This window comes from Providencia stuartii (assembly GCF_029277985.1).
GTDB lineage: Bacteria > Pseudomonadota > Gammaproteobacteria > Enterobacterales > Enterobacteriaceae > Providencia > Providencia zhejiangensis.
Genome location: NZ_CP119546.1, coordinates 2,524,108 through 2,546,866, shown reverse-complemented (window position 1 = coordinate 2,546,866; position 22,759 = coordinate 2,524,108). Strand labels below are relative to the sequence as shown.

The following is a 22,759-nucleotide window of genomic DNA, read 5'->3' as shown; positions in this document are numbered from 1 at the left end:
TGTTATCCTGCCAATTTAAGGATGTTTTATAAGAATGATATAAAACCATTATAAAAGGATGAATCGAATTAAAATAAAAAATTATTCATAATAATTGTATTAACTATAAATCAATCTTATAAAGGATATCTTTAATTAATGTTTTAAGGCTATTTTATTATTCAGGTGATCTCTTGATTCATTATATGAAGATTTTTTATATTAATGTGTATTACTATAAACTATATATATTATAACGTGACTATAAAGATATTCGTGTGATGATGCTATTCTTGGTTTTACATACTGTAAATGATATCTGAAAATGAAAAGGTGTAATTTAATATAAGAAAATAGCACTTCTATTCGATTTTTTATTTTTATTTGTTGGTAAGCAATGAAAATAAGAAAAAGCATTCTAATATTAAATTGATTGATAAAACCAAAAAAGGATAAAATTATGAAAAAAACAGTTAGGTTGATTGTTAAAATAAAATTGAAACATATTTTAATTGATAATGTCTTAAGATTTAGAGTTAAAGAGGATATGATAAACGATTATCAGCTAAAGAATTATCATTTCATCCCAGCTATGCCAGATTCGTTTGTTATGAAGCTTAGTAATAATAATAACAAATTGAATACAGAAAATCTTTTAGGTATCTATTATGTTGACTTAAAAAAAGAGGTTACTGATGAACAATTGAATAAAATAATCAAAAAGCTATCATTGCTTCCTTATTTTGAATATGTTCAGAAAATATCAGAAGTACCGCCTCCAACAGTATCATTACAAACCTCTTCATATGATACGCCTGATTTTACCTATCGCCAAACTTACAAAAATGGATTTATGGGTAATTATAGCGGTATCGATATGGAATATGCATGGTCTCTCGGTATTGCAGGTCAAGGTATTAGAATTGCAGATATAGAGTGGGGTTTTAATTTTGACCATATTGATTTAAAAAGAGAGAGTTTTATTCAATTAATCCCACTGACAAGACATGAGCATGATTATCATGGAACGGGTGTTGCGGGAGTATTGTATGCAAAAGATAATGGTTTTGGTGTTACAGGTATGGTCCATGATGCCGATGTTCTATATGGTGTTACTGAATACATTAATGGTGATGGCGCTCGCCCAACCTGCATCGCGATTGGATTAGAACAATTAAGGGCGGGGGATGTTTTTTTATTCGAAATGCAGGAATATCATGGAGAACCTGCGGATTATAATAAAGCCGTTTGGGATATGATTAAAGTGGCGACCGATGCGGGTATCATTATTGTCGCGACAGCAGGTAATGGTAACTGGGATTTAGATAGCGAGCAGTTTGCCGAGTATCGAAGTTGGGGTGACAATGGCGTGATTATGGTCGGTGCGGGAACCGCAATAGGCCGTAATAGATGCAATTTTTCTAATTATGGAACAATGGTTCATGTACAAGGATGGGGCGATTGGTCTGTTGTCACAACAGGGGGCGGGAACTTATATAATGGCCTCCCTGATGGCGATAATGATTATACAAATACTTTTTCTGGTACATCTGCCGCTGGGCCAATCGTGACTTCCGCAGTTGTAGCGATTCAATCTTGGTATAAAAGAGAAACAAACAATGTTTTATATCCAGAGGAAATGCGAAATTTACTGATTGAAACGGGTCTTGCCCAAGGTAATGAAGTCCATGGTCATATCGGGCCTTTGCCTAATATTAGGAATGCAATTGAAAAGCTAGAAAAATCTATTACTTATTTTAACGTTATCAATAATGAAAATATTTACGCAAATGAAATTAATTCTTATCTTAATAATTATCAAGTAGTTATTATTAATTTTGGCAATGGCAATTGGAGTAATACAACTTATATTCCTGCGGTATCGGGATTTAATATGGGTAAACGAATCTATATTAATAATTATGCGACACTTGATGCAGAAGTCTATTTTAACTTTAGTTCAACTCCTGTTGTTTTAGAAACGAATGAATCTATTTCGTTGGTTTCTGATGGTGAAGAGTGGAATGTCAGATAATAATTCATGTAAAAAAAGATAATTTATTATCGCTTTCTATTTTAATAAATACTATTAAGCATTTAATTGTGATGAATACCTATCTCAATACTTACCAACACGGAGGGTATTGAGTTGGTATTCTTTAACTTATTTATTGACTAATGAGTATGTCAATATTTGATAATGTTATATATTAAACTCTATTTTCAACGCTCATCTTATGAGGTGATTCGGGTGTTAAATTAAGGAGATATTCTGATATTTTTATACTGCATTATGTTATGAAGTGTAAATGTAGTTATTGATAGGATAGGTCTCCATATAGTGGAGTTATGACTGCCTTACGCTGGAACATCAAAATACGAAAATAAAAGCATTTGTCTTTAATTGAAGGTTTGAAAATCATTAATGGTTTTCAATTTTGCAAAAAAGGAAGTCAGTTGTGAAAAAGCTACAAAGATTAATTGTTAAGGTGAAATCTCGCTATTTATTAATCAATGATGGATTGAGCATTAATATTAAGGATTGTATTAGAGAAGATAATCCATTAAAGAATTTATATTTTATTCCTGCTATGCCAGATTCTTTTATTAGAAATAATAATAAAAATAATAAAGTTAATACAAAAAGTTTAGTCGGTATTTACTATGCTTGCATTAAAAAAGAAATGAATGAAGAGCAACTCAATGCCACAATAAACGCGTTGTCAATGTTACCTTATTTTGACTATATCCAAAAGATACCGGAAACGTCCCCGTTGCCTCCAGCAGTTTCAATAAATAATACTTTTTGTGATTCTCCTAATTTTACGCATTACCAAGATTATAAATATGGGAATAGGGGGCATTATTATGGTATCGATATGATGTATGCGTGGTCTCTTGGTATTGCGGGCCAAGGTGTTAGGATCGCTGTTATCGATTGGGGTTTTAACTTTAACCATATTGATTTAAAAAGCGCGCGTTTTGTTGAGTTAATTCCATTATCAAAGCATGAGTTTGATTACCATGGCACGAATGTAGTCGGCGTATTATATGCAAAAAACAATGAGTCTGGAATTACAGGCATGGTCTATGATGCCGATGTTGTGTACGGTGTTACTGAATTTACAGAGGGTTACAGCACCCGGCCGACCAATATTGCGATTGGATTAGAACAATTAAGGGCTGGCGATGTTTTTTTATTCGAAATGCAGGAATATTATGGAGAGCCCGCAGATTACAATAAAGCTATTTGGGATATGATTAAAGCGGCGACCGATGCCGGTATTATCGTGGTCGCGACAGCAGGTAATGGTAATTGGGATTTAGATAGCGAGCAGTTTGCCGAGTATCGAAGTTGGGGAGACAATGGCGTGATTATGGTGGGGGCGGGAACCAAAATAGGCCGTAATAAATGCAGTTTTTCTAATTATGGAACAAGGGTTCATGTACAAGGATGGGGTGACTGGACTGTTGTAACAACGGGGATTGGCGATCTATACGATGGTGTGCCGGCCGGTGATAATGATTATACGCATACTTTTGCGGGTACCTCATCTGCTGGCGCTATAGTGACTTCTGCGGTTGTAGCGATTCAATCTTGGTATAAAAGAGCAACAAACCATGTTTTATATCCGTTGGAAATGCGAAATTTGCTGATTGAAACGGGGCTTGCTCAAGGGAATGAAGTTCGTGGTCATATCGGTGCGTTGCCAAATATTAGAAATGCCATAGAAAAACTCAAAAGGGTCATCATTTATTTTGATATTAAAAATGATGAGGATATTTATGCGAATGATATTAAAGGATACCTGCAAGAACATGAAGTCGTTATCATCAATCTTAGCGATAGTGAATGGAGTGAATCCATTTTTATTCCAACAGCATCTTTACTTAATAAAACGAAAAGAATTTATATCAACAATAATTCTCAATATACCTCCGAAGTGTATTTGAATTTTAGTGATAATCCGCGTTTTTTGAAAAAAAACGAATCGATCTTATTAGTTTCTGATGGTCAAGAGTGGCGTAATAGATAAATAAAACATAAAAGATTGAGTTTTATTTAAGTTAATCTATCAAGAAAGAGTGACTAAACCGAACATTTTTTATTTGCTGGATAGCGGTTCTACAGTGAGACTAAGAGATAAAGGATAGGGATACAGGAAAATCGCAAAAGCAGCGCAATAATCAGTGATGAGATGTTGAGATAAAATAGTCTCTAACCTTTTATTTTACGAAATTTATATATTCGATATGTTGTGGAGTTTGCCGTATTTAAAGCATGAAATTGAGTCATTAATAGCAATAATAAAAATTGCTAATAGGCTCTATATAGGTAAATACGGGTATGAACATTGAAAAAAGCGATAAAGCGACTTGCTGAGGTGCCATTTATGTAAATTCCTCACGACATGCTAGGAAAGGGATAGTATCATGGCTATCCATTAGCTTTTTATTATACTCGGAATTTTTATTGTGACCTCATTTGCTGAACTTAACACGCTCCCTGAAGAACAACTTACCAACCTCACTGAACTAGGTTACTTAACGATGACGCCCATTCAGGAAGCGGCGTTACCCGCTATCCTGGCGGGCAAAGATGTTCGTGCACAGGCAAAAACAGGGAGCGGTAAAACAGCCGCTTTTGGATTAGGTATTTTACAACATATTGATGCGAAACAGTTTAATACGCAATCTCTCGTTCTATGTCCAACCCGTGAATTGGCAGATCAAGTCGCGAGTGAACTACGTCGTTTAGCACGTTATATGGCCAATATTAAAATTTTAACCCTGTGTGGTGGGGTGCCATTTAGTGTGCAACGTGATTCTTTGATTCATGCCGCGCATATTATTGTGGCGACGCCAGGTCGACTCCTTGATCACTTAAGTAAAGAAACAGTCAAACTGGATGCGCTGCAAACTTTAGTATTGGATGAAGCTGACCGCATGTTAGATATGGGATTTGCTGATGATATTGATGAGGTGATGAGTTATGCCCCTGTCGATCGCCAAACACTATTGTTCTCAGCAACATGGCCGGAAACTCTTCCTGCGATGAGTCAACGTATTCAGCGTAACCCAGTAACGATTGAAATAAATACTGTCGATGAATTACCCGCGATTGAACAGCAATTTTATGAAGTTGCTCGCCATGAAAAAATGGATTTATTACAGAAGTTACTGAGTCAACAACAACCCGCTTCTTGCGTTGTCTTTTGTAATACCAAAAAAGATTGCCAAGCAGTCTATGATGCCTTGAATGAAAGTCGTCAAAGTGTATTAGTTCTTCATGGTGATATGGAACAGCGTGAACGAGATCAAACATTGGTTCGCTTTGCTAACGGTAGTAGCCGTGTATTAGTGGCAACGGATGTAGCAGCACGTGGCCTTGATATAAAATCACTCGAAATGGTGATTAACTATGAGCTGTCATGGGATCCTGAAGTGCATGTTCATCGTATCGGTCGTACCGCGCGAGCTGGGGAAACGGGGCTAGCGATCAGCCTGTGTGCTCCCGAAGAAGCTCAACGTGCAAACGTGCTAGAAGAGATGTTGCAGATGAAGCTTAACTGGAAACAACTGCCAACAGGGTTAAGTATCACACCGCTTGAAGCGACAATGGCAACCTTGTGTATTGATGGTGGTAAAAAAGCGAAAATGCGTCCGGGGGATATTTTAGGTGCTTTGACTGGTGATCTGGGCTTTGAGGGCGCGGATATTGGTAAAATCACTCTTCATCCGACACACGCTTACGTTGCGATAAAACGCTCTATTGCTCATCAAGCATGGAAACAATTGCAACAAGGTAAAATTAAAGGCAAATCAGTGAAAGTGAAATTGCTAAAATAAATTATAACGGCGGGCAATATGCTCGCCGTTTTTGTATAAGCCTATTAGATGGGTCGATAACATATGAAGATAGCACTTATTGGTTCTGGAAAAATAATCATGTCAGCTTTAGATGCTTTAACAGAGGTTTCGGGCATTGAGGTGATGGCTTTATGTGTTCGAGCATCAAGTATTGCAAAGGGTGAAGCGATCTGTCAGCAATTTGCTATCAATAAACTTTACACAGATTACGAGGCGCTATTACAAGATACAGAAATTGACGTTGTTTATATTGGTTTGCCAAATCATTTGCATTATAGCTATACGTTTCAGGCATTAATGGCAGACAAGCATGTCATATGCGAGAAGCCATTTACGCCAGAATGGCAGCAGTTACAGGAGCTTGTGCTGTTAGCGAAAAAAAAGAGACTGTATTTATTTGAGGCGATTACGGCAATACACACCCCGGGCTTTCATTTCATCCAACAAAATATCAATAAAATAGGGGAAATAAAGGTTATACAAGGCAACTATTCACAATACTCAAGCCGATATGATGACTATTTACGTGGTAGCGTGCATGCAGCATTTGATCCACAGCAAGCCGGCGGTGCTCTATACGATATTAACCTTTATAATATTTATGTGTTATCTGCACTAATGGGCGCTCCTGATAATAGCCATTATGTGTGTAATAAAGGTTATAACGGCATCGATACCTCAGGGATATTAACACTACAATTTGGTTCAGCCATTGCCGTGTGCTCAGGTGCAAAAGATTCTGCTAGTCCAGGTTACTTTATTATTCAAGGGACTAAAGGATACATCCGGGTCGAAGGTGCACCGAGTCTTTGCCAATCTGTGGAAGCTTGTATTGAAGGTCAGGTGACCTCAGTTGCGCATGAAGCATCAACTAATCATATGATATTTGAATTCGCTTTCTTTCGAGATCAAATCGCATCGCAAAAGTTGACGCTATGTTATGAACTGCTCGAATTAGCGCTGACGGTTTCAAAAATACTCCATAAATCAAGAAATGATGTGGATATTTCTTTTTCCTGACTGTATCAGTGACTCAGGGCATCGCTGGCAACCTTGATATCCATCGTCAAAGCTGCCAGCAATAACATCAATCAAAATCATTTAGAACGAATATAAAGACGCAATGGATTGCCCCAGTTTTTCGGCAAGTTCTGAGGATGCATATCTATCCATCACAATCTCGATATAAGCCGCACTGTCTTGAGATTCTGCATGTTGAATTGCCTTATCTAATTCATCACAGGTGGTGACTTTTTGACAATACCAATCATTGCAGCCAAGCGCGGCAGGTAATTGAGCATAATTCCACTGTGGCAGGTCGTTGTAATACGCTTCAGGATCTTTACAGAGTAAACGTTCAATAAGATAACCATCATTATTAAGTACAAAAATAATGGGTTTTAGGCCAAAGCGAGCGAATTGACTGACTTCTTGCGCTGTAAGTTGATGGGAGCCTTCACCGGTGACTAAAATTACTCGGCGGTGTGGTTCGGCGATTGCAGCTCCAAAAGCAGCAGGTGTCGCCCAACCGATCGAACCCCATAAGGTTTGATTGTGGAACTGTGCATTTTCAGGAAGCAAGGCAAACCCTAATCCCATTGAGGCAGTTCCTGTTTCCGCGATAATAATATCATCTTTTTTAAACATTTTTTCGAGGCGAGGGTACAAATAACCCGCCGTAATTTGCCCATTTTCACCTTGGATAGGCGCCCCAAGATCTTGAGCTTTGATACCTGAGTGATTTAATGCTGGAGCCAGTTGCTTAAGTTGAGCGAGCACGTCATGCATATAGACTTGCGGATAAATGGCTGAGCCAACCTTAACATGATCCGCAAGAATATTAATGCGGTTTTCTGGGCGGATGGTCGCGGTAAAGCTTCCGGAGTTAAAATCTGTCAACACAGCGCCAATTCCCATCACACAATCACAACTTTCAACAAAGTTGCCAACTTGTGTGTTCATCAATTTACCATTGTAAATGCCCATATAAGATGGATTGGACTCGCTGACAATACTTTTATCCATAAACATCGTGGCATAAGGTAATCCTGTTTTATCAATAATTGCTTGAACATCATCGGCATAGCCTAAACGAGCACTTAAGATACCAGGAATAATACAGGCTTTTTGGCTTGAGTTGAGTTTTTCCAAAATAGCAGTAACGGCGGATGATAATGACTCACTATTACTTTTATGAATAATGGTTTCTTCAGTGTTTTTATCTGCTATAACGGGCATTACTGCATAGTCTGATGGTAATCCTATGTAAACAGGTCGACGCTCATGAAGAGCCGTCGCTATCAAACGTTCTGTTTCGGCAATGCAGTTTTCAGGTGTCAAAATCGCATGAGCACAACTTAAATGTTGGCTCATCTGATAGAACACGTCGAAATCACCATTACCAAGTGTATGGTGGACTAAGCGATGGTTTTTTTGTACACCACTGGTAGGCATACCAACTAAATGAAAAATAGGAAGATGTTCGGCATAAGATCCAGCAATACCGTTTAATGCACTTAATTCACCGACGCCAAATGTTGTAGAAAGGGCGGCAACGCCTTTAATACGCGCATAGCCATCTGCTGCATATGCTGCATTCAGTTCATTGCAGTTACCTATCCAGCGCATATTCGTGCTTTCACAGACGGCATCCTCTATTGGAAAGGCATAATCACCTGCAACACCAAAAATATCATTGATGCCGATCTCATTTAGACGAGCTAAAACATATTCGATGACGGTTTTATTCATTATATTATCTCCTAATACTTAATATGGTCGATAATTCTGCTTTTTATTAGTTTTAGCGTGGATTTTTCTTTAACGGAAATTATTTATAATTATTCTATCTATAACTAAAAGTCATAGGGGGAGCAATGGATATACGTTCATTACGCTATTTTGTTGAGGTCGTACAACTGAATGGGTTTAGCCGAGCGGCAGAACACTTATTTGTCACCCAGCCCGCCATTAGTCGTAGTATAAAAAAACTGGAGCAAGAGCTTGGTTATACATTATTAGTCAGAGAATTTGATGGGGTCAGACTGACAGATGAAGGCGAGATTTTATTCAGTCATGCAAAACAAATATTGATGCAATTCCATAGTATGAATAAAGCACTCAAAGAAAGAGCAGGGCCGTTATCTGGCGTTTTAAATGTCGGACTTCCCCCTGTGATTGCATCGACGTATTTTGCTGACATTATCATGGTGTTCAGTCAACGTTATCCGCAGATAGAATTAAAAATTATTGAGCTTGGCTCTCGTAAAATGATGGAGGCGATGCTGAAGGGCGAAGTCGAAACCGCCGCAGTCATGCTCCCATTCGAAAATGAACAATTTGATTTACATGTTTTTTCGTCAGACCGACTAATGTTACTGGTGAGTGAACAGCATCCATTAGCGCTGCACAGCTCGGTAAAATTTGCAGAGGTTGTCGATGAACCATTTATCTTTTTCTCAGATGATTTTCGAATTAATGAACTCGTCACTAGTGCGTGCGGGATTTATGGGAAAAAGCCTACGGTTGTGGGGCGTAGTGGCCATTTAGATTTAGTTACTGCAATGGTGAGAGCAGGTGTCGGCATCACCTTGCTGCCTGATAGTATGTGGAATAAAACGCGGGCTGATGGTTTATCGATCATCCCTGTCGTTGAGCCGGTACTTTCGTATGAATTAGCATTAGCAACACTGAAAAATATACCGCAAAGCCGTAGAGCGAAAGCATGGCATGATTTGGCGATAGAAATGTTGTAGTTATTGTAAAGATTATAGATATCAACATACTGTGACTATTTCTATGATTTTTATCCCCATAAAAAGTGGTGGCCTTTTTATTGATGGATATCGAGGTAGTAAAATCGGCCTGATCCTTAAAATAAGCCATCCATAGTTAGATTTTCATCAATAAATAAGTCACAATAGTTCCATTATCTTTATTGATGTAAGTAATGGAATCATGGCAAGAAAACCAAAAGAGACAAAAGTTGAACCATTAGAAGTTATTCTGTGGAAATCAGCAGATAAGCTGCGTAAGAATATTGATGCTGCCGAATATAAACATGTTGTTCTTGGACTGATATTCTTAAAATATATTTCTGACTCTTTTGAGTCGCATTATGAAAAGCTCAAAAAAGGTGAGGGTGAGTTTGCTGGTGCAGATCCTGAAGATCGCGATGAATACATGGCTTATAACGTTTTCTTTGTTCCAGAGAAAGCCCGTTGGTCAAACCTTCTCAATAACGCTAAACAACCGAATATTGGTAAATTAGTCGATGAGGCAATGGAGGCGATTGAAGAGGATAACCCGCAACTAAAAGGGGTGCTTCCGAAAGTTTATGCACGTCAAAACCTTGATGCGACGGTATTAGGGGAATTGATTGACCTTATTGGTGATATTGCTTTAGGGGATGCTAAATCACGTTCCGCTGACGTCTTAGGCCATGTTTTTGAATATTTTTTAGGTGAGTTTGCTCTTGCGGAAGGTAAGCAAGGCGGCCAGTTCTATACACCTAAATCGATAGTTTCTCTATTAGTGAATATGCTTGAGCCTTATGAAGGTCGTATATTCGATCCATGTTGTGGTTCCGGCGGTATGTTTGTGCAGTCTGAAAAATTTGTCGAGTCACATCAAGGAAATATCGATAATATTTCGATTTATGGGCAAGAATCTAACCAGACCACATGGCGTTTGGCGAAGATGAACTTGGCTATCAGAGGCATTAACTCTGAACAAGTGAAATGGAATAGTGAAGGCTCGTTTCTTAATGATGCTCATAAAGACCTACGTGCTGACTTTATTATTGCTAACCCACCGTTTAACGTTTCTGATTGGTCTGGTGAACAGTTGCGCAAAGATGCCCGTTGGCAGCATGGAGCTCCGCCTGTAGGTAATGCTAACTTTGCATGGATGCAGCACTTCTTGTATCACCTTTCACCAAAAGGACAAGCCGGTGTTGTATTAGCGAAAGGCGCATTAACGTCGAAAACTTCAGGCGAAGGCGATATTCGTGCAGCATTAGTTAAAGATGCCAATGTAATCGATTGTATTGTTAATCTGCCTGCTAAGCTGTTTCTTAATACGCAAATTCCAGCGGCATTATGGTTTATGCGTCGTGACCGTAAGAACTCTACTCAATATCAAGATCGGAGTGGTGAAATTCTGTTTATTGATGCGCGTAATCTTGGTCATTTAATTAATCGCCGCACTAAAGTGTTATCCGATGATGATATTAAGCTAATTTCGGATACTTATCATAATTGGCGTAATAAAGACGGTGTTTATGAAGATGTTGCAGGTTTTTGTGCATCGGTTTCCGTTGAGAAAGTGGCTGAGCTGGATTATGTGCTAACTCCAGGTCGTTATGTAGGACTTGCCGATGAGGAAGATGATTTTGATTTTAAAGAGCGCTTTACCCAGTTGAAAGCGGAGTTCGAAGCTCAATTAGAAGAAGAAGCAAAACTCAATCAAGCAATTGCTGAGAATTTGGCGAAGGTGATGATATGAGTGAGTGGCAAAATGTGACTCTTAAACAGTTAGTCAAATTTGGAAATGGTAAAAGTAGACCAAAAGAAAAAGGAAAAATACCTGTTTATGGTGGTAATGGAATATTAGACTTTACTGATAAGTATAACTATGCTGGTGAAACACTGATTATTGGTCGGGTAGGGGCGTATTGTGGGGCAACGTATTTAGAGAAAAGTCCTGTATGGGTTTCTGATAATGCGTTATCAGCCAAAGCCTTAGATAATAATAATCCTGATTATTTATATTATTTATTTAAGTATTTAGATTTAAACCAGTATGCTCAGGGTTCAAGTCATCCTTTGTTAACTCAGACATTATTAAATGCAATTGAAGTAGAAACAACACTTGATGGTATAGAACAAAAAGCTATCGCCTCGGTGTTATCTTCGTTGGATGACAAAATAAATCTTCTTCATCGTCAAAATAAAACTTTAGAAGCTATGGCGGAAACGCTTTTTCGACAGTGGTTTGTGGAAGAGGCTAACAATGTATGGCCCTTAGTACCACTTAGTTCATATATTAAATGTATTAATGGTGTTTCTTACAAAAGTTCAGAGTTAAAAGATTCTTCTACAGCTCTTGTTACATTGAAAAATTTTTCACGCGATGGAGGGTTGAGAGCTGATGGATTTAAGGAATTCGTTGGTAACTATAAAGAATCTCAGCTAGTTATTGATAAAGATATTGTTGTTGCCCATACTGACTTGACTCAGGATGCATCTCTAATAGGAAATCCTATCTATGTTCAAAACATACATAACTATACCAATTTAGTCATAAGTATGGACTTAGTTAAGGTTGAGCTAATTTCAGACTCTTTGACTAAAGAATTCCTATTTTATTTGTTAAAAAGTTCTGATTTTAAAGAGCACGCTCTCTCTTGCTCAAATGGCTCGTCTGTGATCCATTTGAGTAAAAAAGCATTACCCAGCTTTATATTCAAATTACCACCGAATATTCTGGTAACTAAATTTACGGATATAGTTCAATTATTAAATCACAAAGGAAGTGATAATCAAAAGCAAATCCAAACCCTAGAAAAACTCCGTGATACCTTACTTCCTAAACTGATGAGTGGGGAAGTGCGCGTAAAATATACTCCAGAAGCAGAACAATAATTGTAGTAGGCAGCGTGAATTGAACGCTGCTTTTTTATTACCTCTACCTGATAGGATGATAATAATGTCAAAAATGACGGAATCCGATATTGAAAAAATGGCGATTGAGCAATTACAACTGTTAGGCTATAAATATGTTTATGGTCCTGATATAGAGCCAACAAGCATTAATTCATTACGCGCCTACAACCAAGTCATCCTTCAGGAAAACGTATTAACAGCATTAAAGCGTTTAAATCCTCATTTAAGCGAAGAAAAATGCCAAGAAGCACTGAAACAAGTTACACAAATAAACTCCCCAGATTTAATGAATAATAACCTCAATTTTCATCGTTTATTGACGGAAGGAATTAATATTGAGGTGACCAAAAATGGTCATACACAAGGTGAATATATTTGGCTGGTGGATTTTTCACAGCCCGACAATAATGAATTTATTGTTGTTAATCAGGTAACCATTAGAGAAGATCGTAAAGAGCGTCGACCTGATGTAATTATTTATATTAACGGCTTACCGCTTGTCGTTATTGAACTAAAAAATGCGACTGATGAAAATGCCACGATAGAAGGGGCATATAAACAAATAAAAACCTATCAACAGGATATTCCTTCCTTATTTACCTACAACGCTTTTAGTGTTATTTCTGATGGATTGGAAGCCAAAGCTGGAACGTTATCGGCTGATTTTGAGCGTTTTATGGCATGGAAAACCGATAATGGCATGACTGAAGCGAAAAGAACGCAACCACAATTAGAAGTATTAACGCAAGGTTTACTAAATCCAGTGACCTTACTCGATATGATCCGCTATTTTATTGTATTTGAGTCGAGCAAACAGGAAGATAAAAATGGCATTATCTCGATCAAAACGGTCAAAAAAATGGCCGCTTATCACCAATATTATGCAGTGAACGCAGCGGTACTTTCGACAATACGTGCCGCAAATGTGAATGCAGACTCCCCGTCAGCAGAAGTTGCATTACGTTATCAAGGGCGTAATAAGCAGCACTTAGTACAAGAACAAAAAATAGGTGATAGAAAAGCAGGGGTTGTTTGGCATACACAAGGTTCTGGTAAATCGCTTTCTATGGTGTTTTATACCGGAAAAATTGTATTGGCACTCGATAATCCAACCGTAGTGGTTATTACAGACCGTAATGATTTAGATGATCAGCTTTTTGGTACCTTCTCATCTGCGGTGCAATTATTACGTCAAACACCAAAGCAAGCCGACAACCGCGAAGAATTGAAAGAATTACTGAAGGTTGGTTCGGGTGGCGTGATATTTACGACTATTCAGAAATTCCAACCCGATACGGGTAGCAGTATTTATGAATTACTTTCAGATCGCAGCAATATTGTGGTCATTGCTGATGAGGCGCATCGTTCTCAATATGGTTTTGGTGCAAAAGAGGTTGATGTTAAAAATGAACAAGGAGAAGTTGTTGGTAAGCGAACCGTTTATGGGTTTGCTAAATATATGCGAGATGCGTTACCTAACGCAACCTACCTTGGATTTACAGGAACACCGATTGAAAAAACGGATGTGAATACACCAGCTGTATTCGGTAACTATGTTGATATCTATGATATTGCCCAAGCAGTGGAAGATGGTGCAACAGTACCGATTTATTATGAAAGCCGCTTAGCCAAAGTCAAAATTAGCGAAGAAGGCAAACAGCTTATAGAAGCTTTTGATGAGGAATTTAGTGAAGAAGAGCTCACATTGACTCAACAGCAGAGAGCAAAATGGGCTCGTATTGAGGGAATTATTGGTAGCAAGGAACGAATTAAAGCGATCGCTGAGGATTTAGTGACCCATTTTGAAGAACGTTTAGTCGCGAATGCTAATCAAGGTAAAGGCATGATCGTGGCAATGTCACGTCGTATTGCTGTGGATTTATATAATGAAATAGTTGCGTTAAAACCTGAATGGCACAGCGATGACCTTAATGACGGCGTGATTAAGGTTGTGATGACATCTTCTGCATCTGATGGACCTGAAATTTCTAAACATCATACAACGAAAAGAGATCGACAGCTATTAGCTAACCGTATGAAAGATGAGGATGATAAACTTAAATTAGTCATTGTCCGAGACATGTGGCTCACAGGATTCGATGCTCCAAGTATGCACACCTTATATATCGATAAACCGATGAAAGGCCATAATCTGATGCAGGCCATTGCACGTGTTAACCGAGTGTATAAGGATAAATCAGGTGGGTTGGTCGTTGATTATTTAGGTATTGCGGCTGATTTAAAATCGGCGCTATCTTTTTATTCGGATGCGGGGGGGAAAGGTAAACCAACCTTAGATCAGGATGAAGCCGTTACTGTGATGCAGGAGAAACTAGAAATTCTGCAAGGAATGCTATTTGGTTTTGATTATAGAGAGTATTTTACTGCAAGTACTTCTCGTAAATTAGCCATTATTTTAGAAGCAGAAGATTTCATTTTAGGGCTGGATGAAGGTAAAGGAAAAATACGTTTTCTCACCGCAGTGACAGCATTGTCTCAAGCATTTGCCCTCGCGACTCCTCATCCCATAGCAATGGAATCCACACCCGAAATCGCTTTTTTTCAAGCGGTGAAAGCGCGCTTGGTGAAATTCGATAATACGGTTGGAGGAATAACAAGTAATGAAAATATAGAGCTAAGAGTTAAACAAACTATTGATCAGGCATTAGTGACTGATACAGTTGTGGATGTTTTTGATGCAGCTGGAATTAAAAAACCGGATATATCAATTCTGTCTGACGAGTTTTTAATGGAGATGCAAGACTATCAACATAAAAATATTGCATTAGAAACATTGAAAAAGCTATTAGCAGATGAAATAAAAGTTAGAACCACCACTAGTATTATTCAAGGTAAAAAACTAATGGAAATGCTTAGTGGAGCGATAAAAAACTACCAAAATAAAATTTTAACGGCAGCTGAGGTTATCGATGAGTTAATCAAATTAGCTAAAGATATTAACAAAGTAGATGCAGAGGCAAATGAGCTGAAATTATCGCCATATGAATATGCCTTTTATACTGCGGTTGCTGAAAATGACAGTGCTAAAGAGTTAATTGGTAAAGATAAACTGAGAGAACTCGCGGTGGTTTTGACTGAAATGATTCGTAGCAATGTAACGTTAGATTGGACAATAAAAGAATCTGCTAGAGCAAAAATCCGAGTGATCGTAAAACGCTTACTTAACCGCTATGGCTATCCGCCCGATATGTCATTGTTGGCAACAGAGACTGTACTGGCACAGGCTGAATTACTATCAAATGAACTATTAAGTTCGGAGTGAATGAAGCTCGATTTATATTTATGCGCTAATAGCGAAGAAGGGGCACTAATGGAGTGCCGGAGTGAGATAAAAGTGAGCTAATAATCTAGTGATGATAGTATCACTTTAAGCTAAGTAGACAAGGATGTCTTTGCACTATGGATAAAACAAAAAATTATCGTCTCTCTTGTTATTAATGACCGCACTCTATAAAGATATACCTATTTATCGTTAATAAACGTAATCATCTTATCTAAATCTCGAAAAATATTAGTTGATTATCAATAACACGAGTCATGATATAACGAGTAAAATCGATGCATAAGAATAAAGGCTGATATAATCAATGTTACTCTATAACTAATAATAGGCTTTAATATTTATGATGATTAATAAAATATAGACATAAAATTACTGATTAATTAAATGATAATATCAATAAGATGAAACTTTTTTCATGTGCTCACTTAATAACAGTTTTTATTGTTATGTTTTATGATAAAGATAAGAAAATGAAGTCATTAGTGAGAGAATATACGGATATCAATCATAATAAGTATTAAATATAAGGTTTTTCTTCCTGTTTTATTTTCTGCAAAGCTATTTGTTTTTATTTTTTACTGTAAAGGTGTTTTTTATATTCTATGCTATAGTTTAAAGAACTACAGATATCAAAGAGGAATTTTATCTCTAGTGGTGGATCCCATTAACGGTATTTTATTGTTATATAAATATTAAATATGGGTATCATTTTAAGAATGAATAATGATTTTAATAAAATGTTTTTATGGATTATCGATAATAGAAAAATCAATTAATGGTGATAATTAAATGTGATGAGGTGAATTTATGAATAAAATAACAATGGTGATAATGGTTTTATTAACGACTTTTTTATTAGCATGTCAAGATAGCATCATCAATAATGAAGAGGGTGAGGTAAGTTCAAGTCAAGAAATCTTATCAAACAATGATACAGCTGTAGAACGTTAAAATATAACTCAATCAATTCATTATAAAGTGAATTGATGATTGGTGCTATATGAACAGATAATAGTATTGTTTATATTGAAAATTAAATTCCTATATAGAAGCATAGAAAATGCTATTTGATATTGTTGTTTCAATATCTTGGATATTAAAGTTAATCCAAAAAACAAGCAAAATAGAAGGAGGAATACCATTGGAATTATAGGAGAAAATGTGAGAGTAATGAGAATGGCTCATGATGTCTATAAAATAACTGAATAAGATTTATGTATATTCACTCAATGATTTTTTAGTATATTTAATAATGAGTCTATTCTTAATGATAAATACAAAAAAAGTCATTGTCACTAGCCCCATGTAATGGATTTTACTGTGGGTAATATAACAAAAGCAAACTGATATGATATCTTTTATCGTGTGCTTTTTGTTTGAGTAGTTCTTATGATTAAATATCATAATTATGTTTGCTTATTAGGGGGTAATTAAGTTAGTCTATTTATCATGATGATGGTCAAATGTATTTAAAGTGATATTTTTGTTAATTTAATTTTAAATGCCATTCTCTATATCATGAATACAAAGGCGCAGATTTATTCACGAAACGCTAAGCGGTTTCTAAAAAATATTTTCCCTACTAACAAAATAACGGGTAATATTGTTGCCTAAGTCAATTTATTGTCTATCCATGATGCACGGTTATCATTAAAAGACACTGACATCTTTGTCTCTCCCCCTAAATTGCATTTGAGGTATATTCCTTTATCGATGGCTATTTATTGAAGGGAAATGTAGGTTTACTTACTCTTAGGGAGACAAGACGATAGAACATATGCGTTAGTAAGAGGGAATATATTATGGCAGAACCGCAGTATTTATTTGGAGAAATACCTTTATCACGGGCAGCCTTTGATCGTTGGTTAAAATCAGAATTTACGATAGCAGAAGCATCAGGTCATACCCAGAAATTACAGCAACAAACCATTGCTCAATCGTTTTTAACTTATCTCAATGCCCCTTCAGATGAATTACGCTTTTTGTTGTTACATGATAAACAGCAGGCAGTTTTACGTTGTGGATTATGGTTAGTATCGGATGAGCTTAGTGATCATATTTTACATCTTGTTGAGATTTTAAAAACAACGGCCTCTTTTGTCGCAAGAAATACTACCGCGACGGTAATATATGGTGAAAATATCGCAGGTACTTTGATTGTTGAAAAAGACAAATCAACCCTATCAGATAAAGTCACTCGTTTTGATACTCCAAACTGGGCACAGGAGTGGTTGCAAGAGCTTGAGGATGCCAGTGAAGATAATATAAAAAAATGGATTGATAGCAAATTATGGAATCAAACTAAACGTCAGTACAATATATATTTGCGTAATGCGACCCCAGATAACCGTATTCATATTAAAAACACAGATTTCTTCTCTAATGGAACTCAGGTTGTTAGCTGGGAAAATGAGGTATTGCCTAATGCTAATCCTTTCACGTTTAAGCGCATATTTACCGATAGTTTAAACAATATCTATTCTGACAATAATTCGGTATGGCTGCATCCTAAACTATCGTTAAATATGCCCATATTGATAGATACGAATTTATTAGGAAAAACGATTCGTTTGCTTGAGGGGGATTACGACACTGACTTTATATTACAAATTGACAATACATTATGGTTTTCTGTGATAGAAAATCGTCAATTTAAGCTTGGCGCTATCACCGTGGATATGGCAACTTTTCAAAAAATCAATGATAGCCATTATATCGATAAAAATGCTTTTTACGGCTCAAACCACCAGCAGGGAGTTTTTAAAATTGAAGGAGTCGACCCTCGTACTGTGACAAAATTTGACAACATATTTTCAATATCGGGTAATCAAGTCTTTTATTATAACGGTGTGTTAGAACATGCTGACGCAGCAACATTTCGCCAACAAGAAAATTATTATCTCGATAAAAAACATGTCTGGGAGGGAACAAAATTATTAGAAGGTTTCGATCCCCACAGTTTTGAAATTGTTGATTGGCGTTTAGGGTTAGTGAAAGATGCTAACAATGTTAGGATTTGTTGGAAAAATATAGAGAACGCTGATGCGTCAACAGTAGAACTCATTGATGTTTATCATGGGGCTTATTGGCGTGATAAGCAGCATATATGGTACTTCAATCAACAACTTCAACCATTAACACTACCTGATGATGGTGAATTATATTTTTATCCAAAAAGCAATTTTTGCCGTGTTGGGCAAAACATCTGGTGTCAGGCACATTTACTTGAAGGTGTTGATGTTGAGACCTTTACAGTGATTAAGCCTACTATTGGGCGTGATAAAAATTATTATTACTACGAAGAGCATCGATATACACACCAAGAGTATGCGGAAAAGGATGTTGAGCGTTATTACACTTTTGGTTAATTCAACAATGAGTATTTAGATAATAAGTGGCCAAGGTCACTTATTATCATGATGACTCGCTAAAAGAAGTTATGCATTGCTCATCATTTACTTGATAGCATTGTTGTTCTAGCAATCACATCATACTGTTCTCTTTGAAATTAATCTTTTCTTATCTTTCGAGTGTTAGAGATAACAGTCTATTACTATTGAAACTATTTTGTCAGTGAATAAATATACAGCGCCTTTAATTAAATAATATATTATTAGCCTCTCTTTATGAAAATTTAGGATGATTATAGTTAGATTCTCTATATTGTAATGGAGAAGTTAACATTAACGATTTTACTATGCTTATGGCCGTAAGAAATTACAGATACACAGAATTATTTACAGGGTCTATCAAAGGCGACGGTATTTGGTCACATCAGCCCAATCTTTCATTTGCAACCATTCTTTTGCGATGATTTGAAATGTATTTGCAGATTCGTTCGCTTTTCTGATCTTATCTAGTTGCTTAGCTTGTGTTGGATTAATCCCTTCTGAGACGAGTTTTCTAGCATCCATCACATTTAGATCTGGCTTCAGCTAGTGTTACCAATGGGTAGTTGCCTAATGCCAGCATGCTCGATTTTCCATTTATTTGAAAATGAAACTGCCAGCTTTTTTACCATTAGGTATCACTTCAAGGTACAAACCGTTGAAGTCATTGATACGGAAAGTTTTTCTTTAGATTTTGCTGTTCTGTATTTTGTGTCAGTAAATATAATAAATTCAAGTAATTATGTGGATTTATATAATTATATTCACTGAAAAAAGAGAAGATAAATAAGCAATATATTTATTTAGGTGTGAGTTTTCATGAAATTCAGTGAGACATTAAACAGCATAAAACCATAGTAATATTATGAATTTTATGCTGTTTTTAAATGATGCTTAATGAGACAATCTAAAACTAGAGTATAGGCTTACACATTAAACCGTTAGGTTTAGGTTATTTAATTGAATCATAATGATTTTATTTTAAGGTTTATATTTTGTACTCAGCGGTGTACTCATTTAGAGAAAAGTATCGTATTAAACTTAGTGCTGATAACATTATCTAAGTAAAAGTATATCAGCATAAAGGCTATTCATAATAGGGAGCACCTGAATAAAAGCGTAACTCTAGACTATTCATTAATACCCATTTCTTGGTATGTGGTGTTAGGTAACTAATTGTTGTAAGAACAGATTGTTCCCATTTTGATGAGTAATGAGTACAGGTTGTGGTGATTCACTTGCTAAAGACAACACCACTCCATACCTTGCTAAGTCGCTTATCCCTAGTAGGGCATCAGCATCATAAAAATATTCAGAAAGACAAGCCATGTTTTGCTGAATATAACCCTGAATACATTCCCCTTTATTATTATCACTAATATTACTATGCCAGATGGCGGTTAATTGCTCTCCACTTAATTGAAATTCACATTGTGTTTTCAGTGCATCAGAAAAAGATTCTTTATCCGTAGATATTGGGCGCAGGATCTTCGCTTTGATAGGTACTCTTAAACTCTCGTAGAATCCTTGAGGGGCGAGTAATAGACTAGCGGCCTCTTCACTTGCCGTTGAGTCTAATTGAAATGCTAAAATAGCGTATAACTTAGGTTCAAAGGAGTTTTCATACAGTGTCAATAGCCATTCACTGAGAGACATGTATGGTAATATTTCAACAGATTCAAGTGGCAATGATAGGCGAGCAGCTTCCTGCTCAATAAGTTCCGTCCAATTAGTCCCACTTTCTTCTGCTTGCCAATACAGTGTTATCGGCTGTGTGAGAGCGTGTTGATGATAAAATGCCGCGATTGGGGCAAGCAATTTTTGTATCGCCGTTTCTTGTTTTTCCCATGAAGAAAGGGATTTCAAGGCGTTTAGTGTCAATATATTATCTTTATTGATTGGTAATGAAGATAAAGGTACGCCCTCTAGTTTCTCTTCATCGATTTGAGTTAATCGTGAATGCGTTAATAATCCAAGGTGCTTACCCGCCCAATAACGCCATTCATTGTGGGCGTCATCTAACATATTCGTAAAAAGTTGATGACGATAAGCCGTGATTGAATAAACAAGTAATCGGATGAACAAGATAATGATCACCGGAAGAACAACAAATAAAGCGATTATTTGATTGTTACTGATTTCGCTAGACAATAAGGTAATTGAAGATAAATACACGCCAATACCAAATCCAGCAATACCAATGAGAACAACCAAAAACAACCAAAGCCCCACACGCGGTAATGGAGGCTCTGGTGGATGCTCTAAAGAGGGGATTTTCCAACTCATCATGACTGTTCACCTGACGAGGAAAGGCTCGCAATGAGGGTACAGCCACATTCGGTTTGAAAATCATTCAATGCCGCTTGGCGACCGGATATTAAAATGCGCGTTGATCCGGGTAAAATGGCATTGACACCATGTCCTTTTTTCGGACAACTGACTTTATCTCCCACTAAGGCAATGGGCTTACCGTACATCATCGAGCCAGAAGCGGAAATAACTTCGCCGCCATGAGTAGTTTTGTCACCTAATCGAACAAGTGCGCGCATGTTAAGATCCTTTTATTGGTTATCCTGTTGTTTTTTATATTCAAACGTGCCATCCCATTCCGGTAATTCGGCGGGAGGGAGGGGAACGATTTTATCGATATCGGGGAATGTGGCGGTTTCGTCAGATGCGTCAATTTCTTTGACTATAGCCGCATAGCGAGCTGAGCGTACCGGATCTGGCTTAACCGCTAGATAATAATAGTCTTTTGATGTAGTCGCTAAATCAAATACATCAGAGAGGGTTGATGCGGCATCACGATTTCCATTTTTTGTTGATAACTGGAAATAAATACTAGCTTTAATATTATTTTTTTCAACATTGCGCATATAACTAGCGAGTCGATATGCCGCATCTCCATGCCCCTGCATAGATGCACAATCTAACATGGATTTACCTATTTCAGGATGATATGCAGGATTTTTCTTATCGGATACTCGTTTAGAAACAAATATATCCCCAATGACATATTGAGCTTCGGGGCTACCTAAATCCGCTGCTTGGCGAAAATAGGCTAACGCTTTTGTGCGGTCGGCTACAACACCATAGCCTGTATCAAGATAGTGCCCCATTTGGTAATAACCATAGCTGATGTTTAATTTAGCCATTTTTTGGATAATATCCCAAACCTCTTGCGCTGAACCTTTTCCCTCAATCGGTGGCACCTTACCGTAACTGATTAAATTACTTAAATTAATCATCGCTTTAGGATGGTTACGCTCTGCGGCTTTACGGTATAGAACACCAATTTGCGTATAATCTCTTTGATATTTATTGACTTTTTCAAGTTCACGAGCTTGTTTAAACCAAATATCCGCTTCAGGATCAACGGGAGGTAATGTGTCTTTTTCATACACACAGGTGAAGGCTAAATCGGATTCTGTTTTTTGAGTCACAGTGACGTCCTTTTTATCAATGGGTTTACAACCCATCAATAGCAAGCCTAATACGACGACAGCATATTGACTGGCTAGATGGTTAGAGGATAAAAAGGAACAAGTCAT

The 22,759-nt window shown here is 37.0% G+C and carries 14 protein-coding genes and 1 pseudogene; 10 read left to right on the top strand and 5 right to left on the bottom strand.

Annotated features, from left to right (window positions below):
• Positions 1-439 precede the first annotated feature (439 nt).
• The 4 genes from P2E05_RS11095 (at position 440) to P2E05_RS11080 (ending at position 6,870) form a co-directional block, all read left to right on the top strand.
• Complete coding sequence (locus P2E05_RS11095) at positions 440-2,014, top strand: S8 family serine peptidase (protein ID WP_276122744.1); 1,575 nt, start codon at positions 440-442, stop codon at positions 2,012-2,014.
• A gap of 424 nt (positions 2,015-2,438) precedes the next feature.
• Positions 2,439-4,016 carry a S8 family serine peptidase gene (locus tag P2E05_RS11090; RefSeq protein ID WP_154635655.1) on the top strand — a complete coding sequence of 526 codons (1,578 nt, stop codon included), beginning with the start codon at positions 2,439-2,441 and terminating at the stop codon, positions 4,014-4,016.
• 439 nt (positions 4,017-4,455) lie between these two features.
• The gene (dbpA, locus tag P2E05_RS11085; protein WP_272657362.1) at positions 4,456-5,829 is read left to right on the top strand and encodes an ATP-dependent RNA helicase DbpA; all 1,374 of its coding nucleotides are present in this window, start codon (positions 4,456-4,458) and stop codon (positions 5,827-5,829) included.
• Positions 5,830-5,928: 99 nt separating this feature from the next.
• Positions 5,929-6,870, top strand: coding sequence for a Gfo/Idh/MocA family protein (locus P2E05_RS11080; protein ID WP_247047481.1), 942 nt, complete (start codon positions 5,929-5,931; stop codon positions 6,868-6,870).
• Between the two features lie 81 nt (positions 6,871-6,951).
• On the opposite strand, the gene P2E05_RS11075 is transcribed toward P2E05_RS11080, so the two are convergent.
• Positions 6,952-8,601: an alpha-keto acid decarboxylase family protein gene (locus tag P2E05_RS11075; protein WP_272657360.1), complete on the bottom strand. Its 1,650-nt coding sequence runs from the start codon at positions 8,599-8,601 to the stop codon at positions 6,952-6,954.
• Positions 8,602-8,726: 125 nt separating this feature from the next.
• On the opposite strand from P2E05_RS11075, the gene P2E05_RS11070 reads away from it, so the two are divergent.
• From P2E05_RS11070 to P2E05_RS11045, 6 genes are all read left to right on the top strand, one after another.
• Positions 8,727-9,605: a LysR family transcriptional regulator gene (locus P2E05_RS11070; RefSeq protein ID WP_154624116.1), complete on the top strand. Its 879-nt coding sequence runs from the start codon at positions 8,727-8,729 to the stop codon at positions 9,603-9,605.
• A gap of 202 nt (positions 9,606-9,807) precedes the next feature.
• Positions 9,808-11,355 (top strand): type I restriction-modification system subunit M, encoded by a 1,548-nt coding sequence (locus P2E05_RS11065; protein ID WP_272657359.1) that lies wholly within the window; start codon positions 9,808-9,810, stop codon positions 11,353-11,355.
• Positions 11,352-12,494 (top strand): restriction endonuclease subunit S, encoded by a 1,143-nt coding sequence (locus P2E05_RS11060; RefSeq protein ID WP_163861927.1) that lies wholly within the window; start codon positions 11,352-11,354, stop codon positions 12,492-12,494. Before P2E05_RS11065 ends, P2E05_RS11060 begins: the two co-directional genes overlap by 4 nt.
• Before the next feature lie 64 nt (positions 12,495-12,558).
• Positions 12,559-15,798 carry a type I restriction endonuclease subunit R gene (locus tag P2E05_RS11055; protein WP_154625029.1) on the top strand — a complete coding sequence of 1,080 codons (3,240 nt, stop codon included), beginning with the start codon at positions 12,559-12,561 and terminating at the stop codon, positions 15,796-15,798.
• An 828-nt stretch (positions 15,799-16,626) separates the two neighbouring features.
• Positions 16,627-16,770, top strand: coding sequence for a hypothetical protein (locus P2E05_RS11050; RefSeq protein ID WP_154635653.1), 144 nt, complete (start codon positions 16,627-16,629; stop codon positions 16,768-16,770).
• 851 nt (positions 16,771-17,621) lie between these two features.
• Positions 17,622-19,187 (top strand): DKNYY domain-containing protein, encoded by a 1,566-nt coding sequence (locus P2E05_RS11045; RefSeq protein WP_272657358.1) that lies wholly within the window; start codon positions 17,622-17,624, stop codon positions 19,185-19,187.
• Between the two features lie 384 nt (positions 19,188-19,571).
• Here the strand turns inward: P2E05_RS11045 and P2E05_RS11040 are convergent.
• From P2E05_RS11040 to P2E05_RS11025, 4 genes and pseudogenes are all read right to left on the bottom strand, one after another.
• A pseudogene (locus P2E05_RS11040) lies at positions 19,572-19,933 on the bottom strand (Arm DNA-binding domain-containing protein); the annotation flags it as partial.
• A 439-nt stretch (positions 19,934-20,372) separates the two neighbouring features.
• Positions 20,373-21,497, bottom strand: coding sequence for an alkaline shock response membrane anchor protein AmaP (locus P2E05_RS11035; protein WP_251464286.1), 1,125 nt, complete (start codon positions 21,495-21,497; stop codon positions 20,373-20,375).
• Positions 21,494-21,757 carry a PAAR domain-containing protein gene (locus tag P2E05_RS11030; RefSeq protein ID WP_251464284.1) on the bottom strand — a complete coding sequence of 88 codons (264 nt, stop codon included), beginning with the start codon at positions 21,755-21,757 and terminating at the stop codon, positions 21,494-21,496. The genes P2E05_RS11035 and P2E05_RS11030 overlap by 4 nt, the downstream gene beginning before the upstream one ends.
• A 12-nt stretch (positions 21,758-21,769) precedes the next feature.
• The gene (locus P2E05_RS11025) at positions 21,770-22,759 is read right to left on the bottom strand and encodes an SEL1-like repeat protein (RefSeq protein ID WP_272658100.1); all 990 of its coding nucleotides are present in this window, start codon (positions 22,757-22,759) and stop codon (positions 21,770-21,772) included.

What these genes read in the sequence shown, in the direction of transcription:
- P2E05_RS11060 (WP_163861927.1), top strand. Translation starts at nt 11,352, where the DNA reads ATGAGTGAGTGGCAAAATGTGACTCTTAAACAGTTAGTCAAATTTGGA.
- P2E05_RS11070 (WP_154624116.1), top strand. Translation starts at nt 8,727, where the DNA reads ATGGATATACGTTCATTACGCTATTTTGTTGAGGTCGTACAACTGAAT.
- P2E05_RS11025 (WP_272658100.1), bottom strand. Translation starts at nt 22,759, where the DNA reads ATGACTTGTTCCTTTTTATCCTCTAACCATCTAGCCAGTCAATATGCT.
- P2E05_RS11080 (WP_247047481.1), top strand. Translation starts at nt 5,929, where the DNA reads ATGTCAGCTTTAGATGCTTTAACAGAGGTTTCGGGCATTGAGGTGATG.
- P2E05_RS11045 (WP_272657358.1), top strand. Translation starts at nt 17,622, where the DNA reads ATGGCAGAACCGCAGTATTTATTTGGAGAAATACCTTTATCACGGGCA.
- P2E05_RS11050 (WP_154635653.1), top strand. Translation starts at nt 16,627, where the DNA reads ATGAATAAAATAACAATGGTGATAATGGTTTTATTAACGACTTTTTTA.
- P2E05_RS11075 (WP_272657360.1), bottom strand. Translation starts at nt 8,601, where the DNA reads ATGAATAAAACCGTCATCGAATATGTTTTAGCTCGTCTAAATGAGATC.
- P2E05_RS11095 (WP_276122744.1), top strand. Translation starts at nt 440, where the DNA reads ATGAAAAAAACAGTTAGGTTGATTGTTAAAATAAAATTGAAACATATT.
- P2E05_RS11035 (WP_251464286.1), bottom strand. Translation starts at nt 21,497, where the DNA reads ATGATGAGTTGGAAAATCCCCTCTTTAGAGCATCCACCAGAGCCTCCA.
- P2E05_RS11055 (WP_154625029.1), top strand. Translation starts at nt 12,559, where the DNA reads ATGTCAAAAATGACGGAATCCGATATTGAAAAAATGGCGATTGAGCAA.
- P2E05_RS11065 (WP_272657359.1), top strand. Translation starts at nt 9,808, where the DNA reads ATGGCAAGAAAACCAAAAGAGACAAAAGTTGAACCATTAGAAGTTATT.
- P2E05_RS11030 (WP_251464284.1), bottom strand. Translation starts at nt 21,757, where the DNA reads ATGCGCGCACTTGTTCGATTAGGTGACAAAACTACTCATGGCGGCGAA.